This window comes from Streptomyces milbemycinicus (assembly GCF_002154605.1).
GTDB classification, from domain to species: Bacteria; Actinomycetota; Actinomycetes; order Streptomycetales; family Streptomycetaceae; genus Streptomyces; species Streptomyces milbemycinicus.
Map to the genome: position 1 here is coordinate 1 of NZ_MUNE01000644.1, position 11,688 is coordinate 11,688.

13 protein-coding genes and 1 pseudogene are annotated in these 11,688 nt (G+C 70.5%); 9 read left to right on the top strand and 5 right to left on the bottom strand.

Annotated features, from left to right (window positions below; genetic code table 11):
- A pseudogene (locus CCN51_RS41300) lies at positions 1–211 on the top strand (septal ring lytic transglycosylase RlpA family protein); the annotation flags it as partial.
- 380 nt (positions 212–591) lie between these two features.
- On the opposite strand, the gene CCN51_RS55345 reads toward CCN51_RS41300, so the two are convergent.
- Positions 592–1,254 (bottom strand): hypothetical protein, encoded by a 663-nt coding sequence (locus CCN51_RS55345; RefSeq protein WP_014177034.1) that lies wholly within the window; start codon positions 1,252–1,254, stop codon positions 592–594.
- Positions 1,251–1,592: a PadR family transcriptional regulator gene (locus CCN51_RS41310; RefSeq protein WP_014177035.1), complete on the bottom strand. Its 342-nt coding sequence runs from the start codon at positions 1,590–1,592 to the stop codon at positions 1,251–1,253. Before CCN51_RS41310 ends, CCN51_RS55345 begins: the two co-directional genes overlap by 4 nt.
- Before the next feature lie 84 nt (positions 1,593–1,676).
- On the opposite strand from CCN51_RS41310, the gene CCN51_RS41315 reads away from it, so the two are divergent.
- Both CCN51_RS41315 and CCN51_RS41320 read left to right on the top strand, forming a co-directional pair.
- Entirely contained in the window at positions 1,677–2,195 is a 519-nt protein-coding gene (locus CCN51_RS41315; protein WP_014177036.1) for a membrane protein, read from the top strand.
- 5 nt (positions 2,196–2,200) lie between these two features.
- Complete coding sequence (locus CCN51_RS41320) at positions 2,201–2,449, top strand: DUF3817 domain-containing protein (protein ID WP_014177037.1); 249 nt, start codon at positions 2,201–2,203, stop codon at positions 2,447–2,449.
- Between the two features lie 64 nt (positions 2,450–2,513).
- On the opposite strand, the gene CCN51_RS41325 is transcribed toward CCN51_RS41320, so the two are convergent.
- Complete coding sequence (locus CCN51_RS41325) at positions 2,514–4,064, bottom strand: serine/threonine-protein kinase (RefSeq protein WP_014177038.1); 1,551 nt, start codon at positions 4,062–4,064, stop codon at positions 2,514–2,516.
- 178 nt (positions 4,065–4,242) lie between these two features.
- Entirely contained in the window at positions 4,243–5,412 is a 1,170-nt protein-coding gene (locus CCN51_RS41330; protein ID WP_043486991.1) for a nuclear transport factor 2 family protein, read from the bottom strand.
- A gap of 95 nt (positions 5,413–5,507) precedes the next feature.
- Between CCN51_RS41330 and CCN51_RS41335 the strand changes: the two genes are divergently transcribed.
- The 4 genes from CCN51_RS41335 to CCN51_RS41355 all read left to right on the top strand — a co-directional run bounded on the left by CCN51_RS41335 (position 5,508) and on the right by CCN51_RS41355 (position 8,846).
- Complete coding sequence (locus tag CCN51_RS41335) at positions 5,508–6,413, top strand: LysR family transcriptional regulator (protein ID WP_014177040.1); 906 nt, start codon at positions 5,508–5,510, stop codon at positions 6,411–6,413.
- Positions 6,414–6,539: 126 nt separating this feature from the next.
- On the top strand, positions 6,540–6,893 hold the full coding sequence (locus CCN51_RS41340; protein WP_043486995.1) for an antibiotic biosynthesis monooxygenase family protein: 354 nt from the start codon (positions 6,540–6,542) through the stop codon (positions 6,891–6,893).
- 189 nt (positions 6,894–7,082) lie between these two features.
- Complete coding sequence (locus tag CCN51_RS41345; RefSeq protein WP_245881783.1) at positions 7,083–7,571, top strand: DUF4265 domain-containing protein; 489 nt, start codon at positions 7,083–7,085, stop codon at positions 7,569–7,571.
- Between the two features lie 765 nt (positions 7,572–8,336).
- Positions 8,337–8,846, top strand: coding sequence for a hypothetical protein (locus CCN51_RS41355; protein WP_143676056.1), 510 nt, complete (start codon positions 8,337–8,339; stop codon positions 8,844–8,846).
- Positions 8,847–9,018: 172 nt separating this feature from the next.
- Here CCN51_RS41355 and CCN51_RS41360 read toward each other — a convergent pair whose 3' ends face one another.
- Positions 9,019–9,381: a helix-turn-helix domain-containing protein gene (locus tag CCN51_RS41360; protein WP_086860742.1), complete on the bottom strand. Its 363-nt coding sequence runs from the start codon at positions 9,379–9,381 to the stop codon at positions 9,019–9,021.
- Between the two features lie 75 nt (positions 9,382–9,456).
- On the opposite strand from CCN51_RS41360, the gene CCN51_RS41365 reads away from it, so the two are divergent.
- Together CCN51_RS41365 and CCN51_RS41370 are read left to right on the top strand one after the other, a co-directional pair.
- On the top strand, positions 9,457–10,380 hold the full coding sequence (locus tag CCN51_RS41365) for a site-specific integrase (protein ID WP_245881784.1): 924 nt from the start codon (positions 9,457–9,459) through the stop codon (positions 10,378–10,380).
- Positions 10,380–11,688, top strand: a 1,309-nt coding sequence (locus CCN51_RS41370) for a hypothetical protein (RefSeq protein ID WP_086860746.1), incomplete at its 3' end; no start/stop codon positions are given. The genes CCN51_RS41365 and CCN51_RS41370, both read left to right, overlap by 1 nt.

Here is an 11,688-nt window from a genome sequence, read left to right on the forward strand (position 1 = left end):
CGGCGAGGAGGGCGCGCCCGCCGCCTCCAGCAACCAGTTCCCGATCGGCACCCGGCTCAAGGTCACCAACCTGGACAACAACAAGTCCACCACGGTGAGCGTGACCTCGACCTCGGGCAGCTGCGCGCTGCTCAACAACGCCGCGTTCGAGCAGGTACGCGAGCCCGGGAAGTTCCTCATCCGCCGAGCCGTCATCGAGCGCGTGGGCTGACCACCCGCGGGCCANNGCCCCGAGCGCCACGGCGGCGATCAGGCAGCCGACGGCGACCCCGGCGGCTGCCCGCCGCACCGGCACCTTCCCCGGAAGGACCCGGCGCGGCAGGCCCGGCAGAACGAGACTCAGCGCCGCGCCGACCCACGCGAGAGCCACCAGCCGCGGAAGCCCTGCCTCCGCCCGGTCGTTCATCCGCTGGCAGTGCTCCGCTCGCGGTCCGGTCTCGCCGTAGTAGAAGAGGCAGTCGCTGCCGAAGTTCTCGGTGCCGAGCCCGGCGCCCCCCCACCACACGGTGGCAAGGAGAGCCGCGGCCACCGCGATTCCCAAGGCCACGCGGCCACCGACGCCATGCGCCGCGGAGGTGTCCATCGCCCGCATCACCTGTGGGCGACGACGGGGAGCCGGGCGCACTGACGGCAGGAGCGGGCGGAGGCCGCGATCCGTACGTGTGAGGCGATGGTGAGCACGCCGACGCCCGCGCTGACCAGCCCGTTCCCAGCCAGGGCCGATGCGGTGGTGAGCGTCACCGCGCTGATCGCCACGGCCGCACAGGCGGCGGTACCGGTCCAGGCGACCATCAGCGGAAGCCGCCGCGGGGTGGGCAGCCGGCGGGCCAGGGCGCCGGTGGCGGCCAGCGACGCCGCCGCCAGCAGTGCGGCGGCGGCCGCCACGCCGCCCACGTGGGCGGTCAGGACCTCGACGGGGTAGGGCAGGCCCCGGCCGTGGTCGACGATCACCAGCACATACCAAGTGAGGGCCAAGAACGGCACGATGAGCGCGACGCGGCGCGCGGTGTGGCGGGCCTGCACGATGGTGAGCTCGCACTGGAAGGCGGGCGCGATGTCCTCGACGCTCCCGAAGTCATCGACGGCCTGACGCGCGGCGCGGCCGTCGGGGCTCCCCCCGTCGGCGATGTCCGCCGCGGCGTCGGTGAGCGCATCGCGCGCCTCGGTCAGCATCCGGGCCTTGACCCGCGCAGGGCCGTGCAGGGCGGCCGCCAGAGCGGCGACATGCTCCTCGATGGGGTCGGGGACCGTCACGTGGCGGGCCTCGGCGCCGGGGCGGGGTCCAGGACGGCGCCGATCGCGGCGGTGAGCTCGCGCCAGGCCGTACGCTCCTCGGCCAGGCTGCGCCGTCCGGCGTCGGTCAGCTCGTAGCAGCGGCGACGGCGCTCGCCGACCGACTGCCAGTCGCTGCGCAGCAGCCCGAGCCGCTCCAGCCGGTTGAGCGCCGGATACATCGTGCCCGTCCGCAGCTCCAGGGCGCCGCCGCTGCGCTGCTGAACAGCCGTGATGATCGCGTAGCCGTGCAACGGCCCCTGCTCCAGCGCGGCCAGCAGCAGCGCGTCCAGGTGCCCGCGTACCGCATCTCCCTTCATGTAGGCAGCCTACCCATCCACCCGTAGGTACTCTATATATTGGCAGCCAACATATAGGCTGCCCACTCAAACAACGGAGTCGCAGTGACCAAGCTGCTGTTGTCCGTGCACGTCCTGGCCGCGATCCTGGCGATCGGCCCGATCGCCGTGGCCGCGTCGCTCTTCCCCCGTTTCGCCCGCGACTCCGGCGACTCCGGCGACGCCCGGAAACCGGACGACCGGAAACCGGACGACCGGGAACCAGACGCTCGGCGCGGCCCCGCCATAGCCGCGTTCCTGCACCGCATCTGCCGCGGCTACACCGTCGTCGGCCTGGCCGTCCCGGTCTTCGGCCTCGCCACCGGCGCCCAACTCGGCGTCCTGGGCGACGCCTGGCTCATCACCTCGATCGTCCTGACCACCATCGCCGCCGCCCTGCTGGCGCTGGCCATCCTCCCCACCCAACAACGCCTGCTGGCCGCGCCGGACGGCACGGATACCGCCGAGAACACGCGGGCAGCGGCGACGACCCGACTGGCCATGACCACCGGAATCTTCAATCTGCTGTGGGCGATCGTGGTCGTCCTGATGATCGTCCGCCCCGGCTCCACCACAGGAGCGTGACCACCATGCGCACCCTGCGGATCGCGGCCGCCGCCGAGGCGATATCCCTCGCGGCCCTGCTGATCAACCTGGCCACCATCCACACCAAGGCCATCACCGCCCTCGGCGGCCCGGTCCACGGCATGGCCTACCTCGCCACCATCGCCTGCACCTGGATGACCCCGACCGCCACCTCCACCGCCCGCTGGCTCGCCGCCATCCCAGGCATCGGCGGCCTGCTCGTCCTCCGCCGAATCCAGCCGGAAGGAGCCTGAGACGACCGACAGCTGGTACGACTACGACGGCTATCCGCTGAGGTGAGGGCCATGCCGGCCGGCGTCACGGGTACGTCGCGGTCACCTCGTGGGTCAGCGCGCGGTTCAGCCGCGCCACGGCGCCGATGCCGACGAAGGGCGCCGCGATGGCATTGCCGCCCAGAGCCAGCATCAGGCACACATGCAGCGCGATATAAGCGCCGTTGGTATGAGGAGTGGCCGCGTCACCGCTGAGGCCATCGTCCATACCCAGCATCCACGCGGCACTCAAAGCGACGGAGCCCGACCACAGCAGCCAGTAGACCGCACCGGCAGCCGCCCAGATCCGTATGCCGCGCTCGGAGTACCGCTGCAGCCGGGCGCCCGTGTACTGCAACCCCAGCAACGCGAGGACGAGCAGCGCCGGCACCGGCATGAACCAGTCGTTGTGCTGGGCCCATTCGGAGAGGCCCCCGAAGTCGATGTTGTCGGGCGTCTCGGGGTAGTCGCGGACGATGGTGCGCAGCTTGGGAGCCATGAGCGGCAGGACAAGCATGGGAACCAACCCCCACATGCTCAGCGCCGGGCTCCCCAATCCGCCGCCACGTACCCACTCCCTGAGACGCACCACGCGCGATTGCGGGTCGGCGTCGCCCTGCCGGGTGGGGGCGGATCCGGGGTGCGGGTCCACCTTGGTCGGGGGGAGGCCCTCGCCAACCGCCGGGTCGGGCTGCGGCGCGTGCGGGGCCTCCGCACTTTCCAGATTGAGCAGGTGCTCCGCCCGACGGGCGATCACCGCGCTGACGGGGCCGGGCAGCCAGTCCCGCTCACCGGTATCACGCTCGGCGGCGAGGGCGTACAGCTCCGCCACCGTGGGGCGGTCCTCGGGCCGTTTGCCCAGACAGTCGCGAGCGACCGCGGCCGGCGCCCCGGGCACACCGCCCAGGTCCGGCTCCCGGTGCACCACCCGGTACAGCAACTCCAGTCCGGAGCCCGTGCCGAACGGACCTCGGCCGGTGACGGCGTAGACCAGCACCGCCCCGAGCGCGAAAACGTCCGCCGCCGCTGTCAGCTCCCGCCCCTCCGCCTGCTCCGGCGACATGTAGCCGGCGGATCCCACAGCCAGTCCGGTGCCGGTCAGCCCGGTTTCGTCGGCGGCACGGGCGATCCCGAAGTCGATCAGCAGGGGTCCGTCCTGCGACACCAGCACATTCGACGGCTTGACGTCACGGTGTATCAAGCCGCGCCCATGGACGGATTCCAGCGCCCCGGCGAGCCCCGAAAGCAGCCGCCACACCGACGGCTCGGGAAGCGGCCCGTGTTCATGCACGATCTCGTCCAGTGAAGGGCCGGGCACATACGCCGATGCCAGCCATGGCGTAGCCGCTTCCGCGTCGGCGGCCACCACCTTCACCGTCCCCCTCCCGGAAACCGACTGGGAGGCGCGGATCTCCCGGGCGAAGCGCTCCCGGAACCCGGGAGCCGAAGCCAGCCAGGGATGCACCGTCTTCAGCGCCACATAGCGCCCGTCGGCCGACCGCCCCAGATACACGCGGCCCATACCGCCCGCCCCCAAACGGAACAGCAGGCGATATCCGCCCACTTCCCGCGGATCATCGTCTTCCAGCGGCATCATGACGTGCGCTCCCCCGATCCCCGAACCACCCAGAACCTGGCCTCCGTTGACAATTGGGCGTGGTCCCCGCCCGCGGGCAGGACGAGCACGTCAGGGATGTGCCGCGGCCGGACGGGAGCCGGTCCGAAGGGGCCGGTGCGCGAGAGGTGCCCGCCCTCACTGCCTGACGGCCGCCCTCTCAGGAGTGCCGGTGATACGCCTTGTTGGCGATGCGCCAGCGGTCGTCGACGCGGGCCAGCAGGAAGATGTCGGTGAACATATCCGGACCGTGCCGGAGCGTCATGGTGGCGGTCGCGACGGTGCCGTGGACATCGATGGCGTCGATACGGCGGGAGCGGGTCGGTTCATCCGGGGCCGGCCGTCCCTGGAAGAGAGCGCAGTACTCGTCCAGGCGCCACGAGACGAATGCGCCGTCCCGGATTCCCTCGATGTGGGCGGTGGGCAGGAACGCGTCGCGGAAGTGGGCGGGGTCGCCAGTGGCGTGTCCGCGGATGTACGCGCGAAGCGGTTCGAGCACGGCGTCCTCGACGGCGGGGGCCGTGGCGGCGACCGCGATGTCAGCCTCCTCACAGTCAGCAGGGGTGTCGGCCAGGCCGGCTGCGCTGCGCAAGGGGGTGTTCGACGCGGCGTTCAGCAAAGCCATGTCCTTGGCCAGCGCACCGATCGTGAATTCGGCCGTGGCAGCGGGCGGCTCGCCGAGGAGGAAGTGTCGCTTGCGGCCCACGAGCCCGCCGAGCTGGCCGAGTTCGAGGACATCCAGCACCTGGGCACGGGGCAGACCGAGGGCGTCGGCTTGCCGCAGTGAGTCACGCAGCGCGAGGACGGCGCCGGCGAGGCTGTTGTTCGCGATCAGCTTGAGCGCGGCGGCGGTGGAGGCGTCGTTGACGCGTTGCACGGTGCCGAGCGTTTCCAGAACCGGTCGGACTCTGTCGAGCGTGTCCTGGTCGGTGGCGGCAAGGATCTGCAGGGTGCCGGCAGCAGCAGCCGGTACGGAGCCGAGCACGGGTGCGTGGACATAGGACGGGCCGAGTTGCCGGGCCAGTTTCGACGCCTCGGCGGGGGCGATCGTGCTCGTGTTCAGCACGATCGTGTCCGTGCGCAGCGAGTCGCGGACGTCGTCGAGGACCTGCTGGCAGGCAGGTCCGTCGAACAGTGACAGGAGCACGAGATCGGCCTGCGCCACGGCGGCGCTCGGATCGCCGGTCACCTTGACGATGCCTGATGTGCGCCCGGAGCGTGTCCAGCCGACGATGTCCCAGCCCTGGGCGGCGAGTCGTGTCGCGAGCGCGGCGCCCATGCGCCCCAAGCCGAGGACAGCGAGGGTGTGTGGCGTGTGTGGTGCGGTCATGCGCGCCACAGTGGTTCACCGCGACGGCTGCGACAAGCGCAGATTTCGCAGGCCGGCCCTGCGAGATACGCATACCGGCTGCGCATACTGGCACCATGGACCTGACCGTGTGGCGGACCTTCGTGACCGTGTGCCGACTCGGGTCGCTGTCGGCGGCGGCTGCCGAGCTCAACCACACGCAATCGGCCGTCTCCCGGCAGATCGCCGGGCTGGAGCGGCAGATCGGCGTGCCGCTGGTGGATCGCCATGCGCGCGGTGTGCGTCCGACTGCCGCCGGCGAGGTGTTCCGGCGCCACGCCCTGGCCACGCTCAACGAGGCCGACCGCGCCGTACGCGCCGCACGAGACGTTCACGACGGGCCGTGCGGTCGGCCGCTGGCTGTCGGCGCCGCCCCCTCTCTGGCCTCCGGGGTCGTCCCCGAGGCCATCCGGGGCTTGCTGAAGCAGGCCGGATCCATCCGGTGGAGCCTGGTCCCCGGCCTGAGCGCACAGCTGCACCAGCGTGTGATCGCCGGCGATCTCGACATAGCCGTCGTCACCGATGCACCACCGGGGCTGCCCCATGACCCGCGGGTCGATCGGCGGTTCCTCGGCCTGGACGACATGGTCGTCGTGCTGCCCGTCGGCCATCCGCAGGCCGGGGGCGGCCCGGTGCACATACAGACGCTGGCCGACCAGACCTGGGTCGAGGACAACGACGGCTCGGCGGCACTCCTGCGCCAGCACGCCGCCCGTGCCGGAGTCAGCGCCCGCATCGACCTCACCGCGGCCGATCTGCACGGCAAGCTGGCCCTGGTCGCAACCGGTCATGCCATCGCGTTGATACCCGGGGTGCTGACGTGCGCGCTGCGGACCGACATCACCACAGTGGGTCTCGTCGATCCCCCGACCCGGGGCATCTACACGGTCACACCACGCCGCGATCCCCACCCCTGTGCGGGGTCTCTCCACGATCAGCTCGCCACTGCCTTCGCCTCGGGGATCCGCCTTCAGACCCCTTGATCCGTACGCTGGGCGGTGGCCGGAGAACGTCAGCTCAGAGAGCTTTGGTCAAGAGCCGGATCCCTTATGTATCCCGTTCAGAAAAGACGCTTGATCGTTGGGCGCGTCCCGCCTCACAGTGTCGCCATGAGCAATCACTCCGAAGCGCCTGTCACGCCCGTCGAGGCCTTTGAACCCCCCTACTACGCCGCTGTCTTCACTGCGGTGCGCACCCAGGACCAGAGCGGCTACAGCGAGACCGCCGCACGCATGGAAGACCTGGTGAAGGACGTCCCTGGGTTCCTGGGGATGGACCAAGCGCATACTCCTGGTGGGCTTTCCATCACCGTCGGGTACTTCCGCGACGCCGACGCCCTCACGGAGTGGCGGACCAACGCCGAGCACCGCGCGGCGCAAAAGCGCGGGCAAGCCGAGTGGTACGAGAGCTACACGCTGCATATAGCGAAAGTGGAGCGGAGCCACGGGTTCACGCGAGCGTAGGTGCCCGCAGAGCCCAACAGCAGGCTGACCAACTGAGAAAGCCCCCGCCGGATTTCCCGGCGGGGGCTTTGAGCTGTGTGGGGCGTTCACGAGTGGAGGTGGCCAGTGGCGATGCGACGGCTTGAAGATCGTTCCCCGTTCGTGAGGTGATCGTTCCCCACCATGGCCGCAGTTGTGGATGATGGTGCGGTGACGGGTATCAGGGACGACCATGTGAAGGTCCATTTCCGGCTGGAGGTGGATGAGGACGGCTGGCCGCCGGCGAGCGTGGAGAGCTTGTGGGCGGTGGACCTCGGCGACGGGACTGTGCGTCTGGACAACACTCCCTGGTTCGTACGCGGGGTCGCCAGCGGCGACGTCATCCGGGTGGAGGCCGACGATGAAGGTGTCCGCTGGGCCGGCGAGACGGTGCGGGCTTCGGAGAACTGCACCATCCGCCTGATCGTCCTGAAGGACGGCGGCTCGGGTGCTGCCCGGCAGACCGTGCTGGAGACGTTCCACGGCCTCGGCACGACCGGTGAGGGGATCGAGCAGTTCCGGATGGTGGCTCTCGATGTTCCGCCAGATGCGGACCTGCCTGGGATCCGGAAGCTTTTGGAGCATGGGGAGGCCAAGGGGTGGTGGCACTGGGAGGAAGGGGCTGTCACTGCCGCCTGGCGGGCCACGGCAGCGGCGTGACTGCCTGGCGGCTCATCTCTCAGGGTGCGGAGGCGAGGAGGGTAACGAGATGACCATCTTTCGCTGTGCCGGCTGCCGGCAGCCCTTGACGAGCGAGGTGGTGGCGGGTGAGCCACTGAGGGGGCCTGAACGGCCGGCGGCCCACGAGGTTGTCTCTCCGCGGATGGCCGCGGGGACCTTCAAGGTCAATTTCGACGCGAGTCTCCTGATCTTGCACCCGGGTGACGTTCCGGGGACTGCGCCGCACCCCGATGCTCGGCGTCTGGCTGGTTGCTGTGGAGTCGCCGGCCAGGACGGCCCCAACCTCGTATGCAGCGGCTGCGGTATCGAAGTGGCGACGAAGGAGTCGGACTGCTGGACCGACAACCTCGTGGCATTGATCCTCGCTGTTACGGACGAGACCAAGGTGCTATAGGCCTCACACAGCGGTTTGGAATCGGTTCCTGTGTGATGTTCTCTGAACGGAGCTTGTGGGTCTGCCCCGGTCGCTGTCGGCAGTCGCAGGAGAGATGGGATATGGGTGCCTGCTCAGCAGCATTCCTTGAGTTGTCCGCTATTCCTCTCAACCTGGATGTCAAGTAACCGCTGCTGGGCGTGAATTGTCCTTTGCGGTCGTTGGTGGACAGCTCGTGCGATCTTGGGGTTGTGGTCCCTACCGTGTGGTGAGGCCCTGGCGGGTTTGCAGGACCTTTCTTTGGTGTTGGCGGGAGCCGGGGGCTGATCGTGTTGTCGTACTTTGAGCGTTTGGACCGGGAAGAGTCGGTCGTGCGTGACCGCTTGTCCGGGCTGCGTGAGGAGCTCGAGCGGATCCGCGAGCAGATCGGGGAGGCCGAGGACCGGCTGCACCGGTTGACCATCACCCGGGAGACCCTGGAGTCCTTGGGCACGGACCCGCAGTCGTCGGGGACCCCTGACGCGCCTGGCGTCTCACGTGAGCCAGAGGGCGCAAGTGCTTCTTCGACGTCAGCGCCCGAAGAGCTCCCCCGTCCGGCAGGGGCCGGAGCGCCGGCGGAGTCCGTGGGCCCGCTCGAGTGGGAGGAGGGGCGGCGGCGGATGCTGTCGTTGCTGGCCACTGCCGGGCGGGCGCTGAGGGCAAGGGAGATCGCCGGGGCGATCGGGGAGGACGTCTCCACCCCGGCGAGGGTGGAGACCACCCGCGGCCGTCTGAAGAGGCTCGCGGAGGAGGGTCACGTGGCCGAGGATCCGGTCGGCTGGTTCGCCATCTGCGCGGCCAACTCCGCCGTCGGCGGAGAGGAGACGGCTGGCGAGGGTTGAACAAGGCTCCTGCACCGCCCGGTGAGGGCAGGCGGCAGGAGAAGGGTCGGCACCGCCGGTGGCCTGGTAACCGATCGGCGGTGCCGGCACGCGAGCTCCCAACAAGGTGGCTCGACGCGTGTCCGAGCGTATTCGAGGGATGCAGCGCTGGACGGGTGGAGCCGCGAAATCGTCATGCCCGGTCGTCGTTCGTGCGGGTTCGGGCAGGGATTGAGGCTTCATGACCCATCTCCGGTTCGAAGACGCCCATTTGAGGCCAGAGCGAAACTCCGAGGCCGTTCGCGAGGCGGGCCACGGTGGCCACGTCCGGCCACGACCGTCCGTTGATCAGGTCGGCGACGGCCTGCCGGTTGACGCCGGAGGCTTCCGCGACGCCGCGCAGGCTCAGACCACGTTCAGCCATGGCACCGGCGAGACTGCGGGCGATGTCCCGGACCGCGGCAGCGCCGGGTTCGGTGAGGTGCCCGTCGGGCCAGGATTCGGGATCCGTGGCAAGCTCGCGCGGCGGCTTTCGCCGGTTCATGCCTCCGACCATGCGGATGCACTCCTTTCCGTGAAGATCGGCTCCCACCCCTTCACTGGCTGCTTGACCAGCCGGTGGAGTTGGTCCGTGACGTTGAGCCCGGAGATCTCCGCCCGAATCCGCGACTACCGGCCCAGGACGCCGTCCCAGTGGTGGGACGCGGTCGCCGAGCAGGTCCGCGCGACGGTAGCGGCTGTCGCGCCGGCAACCTGCTACGAGGCCCGGCGGCTTCTGCACGCGGTCGGGCGCCTGGCCGTCTGGGCCGACCAGCAGGGCCTGCCACGGGAGCCGGGGACGTGGCTGCGGACGGAAACTATCGATGCGTTCGTGCTCTCCGGCTGCGCCAATCTGGACGGCTCCACGGTTCAGACCTACCGGGCCTGGCTGCGTCGCACCCGCGAGGCTCTTGTGTGGGTACAGCGCGGTGAGGCACCGCCGGTGCGGATCTCCTCTCCCCGCAAACCACAACCGCCATATAACAAAGGCGAGTTGGCCGCTCTGCGGGCTTGGGCGGGGCATCTCCCGGGTCAGGCACGGCGGGACGGGCTGGCTCTGATGGCGCTCGGCGCCGGCTGCGGCCTCACCCCCGGCGAAGTCGCCGCGATCCGTGGCCGGCATGTCGATACGGCCTGCGGCGTCCCGGTACTGGACGAGAGCCTGCTGGGGCGTCTGGTGGCCTGCCGCGCCGCCTGGGCGCCGATCCTGACCGAGCTGGCGGAGACGGCCGGGGCCGGCTACCTGTTCCGGCCCGGGCGGAAGGTCGAAGCAGCGAAGAACCTCGTGTCCTCGTGGCCGGCCCGCCACCAGCCGCCGAACGGTCTGCCACGGTTGTCCGCCCGTCGTCTTCGCTCGACGTGGATCGTGACCCTGCTGGCCGAAGGCATCAACCCGACGGTCGTGGCGGATGCCGCGGGGATGTCCTCGCCCTCGGGCCTGGCGCCCTACCACGCCTGGGTCCCGTCACTGCCCCGTGAGGAGGTCATCCGGCTGCTGCACGGGCACCGCCGGTGATGCCCCGCCCGGCGGCCGACGAGACGGCCGCCCGAGCGCTGCGGCCCCGTGTCCGCCCCGGCAAACTCACGCTGATCGAGGACTCCAAGGTCGGCCAGTTGCTGGCCCTCCTGGACCGCTCCGACGTCCCTCGGCAGCTCGAGGAACTCCTGGCCGGACGGCCCGGACCACCGGGGGTCCGGCCCCGGACGGTGCTGGCCGGGCTGCTGCTGGCCGCCTACTTCACCGGCCGGGCCACGGTCGCCGAGGCATGGCGCATCCTGCACTTCCGCCTCCGGCCCCGGGCCCGCACCTGGCTGGGCATCGCACCTGAGCCGCCCGCGACCGCGCGGGAGAGCATCGCAGCCAGCCGCCGTCTCTACCGCGGCTTCGACCGCATCACGACTGTCCTGGACCCGGCCCGCTGCGATCGCCGCACCCGCCTCCCTCAGGACATCGCCGACGACCACGCACGCGCCTGGAGCACAGCCGCCGGGCTGGAGGCGGCCGAGCGGCTCCAGCTCCTGGCGAACCAGCTCGTCCTGGCCCCGGTCCGCATGGCGCAGGAGCGGGGACATCTGCGGGGCTGGCGCGGGGACGTCGGTGTCGATGCCACAGCGATCCCGGTGCTGGCCCATCCGGACAGCGACCACAACGGGACCGGATCGGTGGAGATCACCGCTGGCTGGCACTACAGCGGCGGATCGGGCACAGGGATCTTCGGCTACAGCGCGACCTTCGTCGTCGCCGCCCACCGACGGCCGCCTGGCCAGGCGGCCACCGGCTACCCGCAGATGTGTGTCGGTCTGGTCCTGGACACCCCGACCATCCGCACCGGACGCAACGCGATCACCGCGCTCCAGGCCCTGTCCGGGCTCGGTCTGCCGGTCGGCACCTGCGCGGCCGATCGGGCCTACACTGGGTGCTCGCCAAACAACTTCCAGGTCCCCGTCCGCCGCCTCGGTTACCGCCTGGCCCTCGACTACAAGGCCGTCGACCGCGGCACCCAGGGCAGCTGGCAGGGAGCCCTCCTCATCGACGGCACCCTCACCTGCCCCCATATCCCCGCCGCCCTCGCGAACGCGACCCACCGGGCCGACGACAAGACCGTCCGCGAGATCCGGGACGACCGTGAGCTCACCGACCACATCGCCGCCCGGACCGCGTTCCACCTCAAGACGAAGGAAGGGCCGGACGAGCGGGGTTCGATCCGGCTGCACTGCCCGGCCACCGGCCCGTCCCCATCGGTGAACTGCGCACGCCGCGACCGCCTCCGCCCCCAAGCCCCTCGCACCGAGGGCCCGCCCCCGGCGGTGCTGGACCTCAACG

Bases quoted from the DNA above. Each gene is read 5' to 3' on its own strand.
- CCN51_RS41310 (WP_014177035.1), bottom strand. From the start codon at position 1,592: ATGAAGGGAGATGCGGTACGCGGGCACCTGGACGCGCTGCTGCTGGCC.
- CCN51_RS41320 (WP_014177037.1), top strand. From the start codon at position 2,201: ATGCGCACCCTGCGGATCGCGGCCGCCGCCGAGGCGATATCCCTCGCG.
- CCN51_RS41325 (WP_014177038.1), bottom strand. From the start codon at position 4,064: ATGATGCCGCTGGAAGACGATGATCCGCGGGAAGTGGGCGGATATCGC.
- CCN51_RS41330 (WP_043486991.1), bottom strand. From the start codon at position 5,412: ATGACCGCACCACACACGCCACACACCCTCGCTGTCCTCGGCTTGGGG.
- CCN51_RS41335 (WP_014177040.1), top strand. From the start codon at position 5,508: ATGGACCTGACCGTGTGGCGGACCTTCGTGACCGTGTGCCGACTCGGG.
- CCN51_RS41340 (WP_043486995.1), top strand. From the start codon at position 6,540: ATGAGCAATCACTCCGAAGCGCCTGTCACGCCCGTCGAGGCCTTTGAA.
- CCN51_RS41360 (WP_086860742.1), bottom strand. From the start codon at position 9,381: ATGGTCGGAGGCATGAACCGGCGAAAGCCGCCGCGCGAGCTTGCCACG.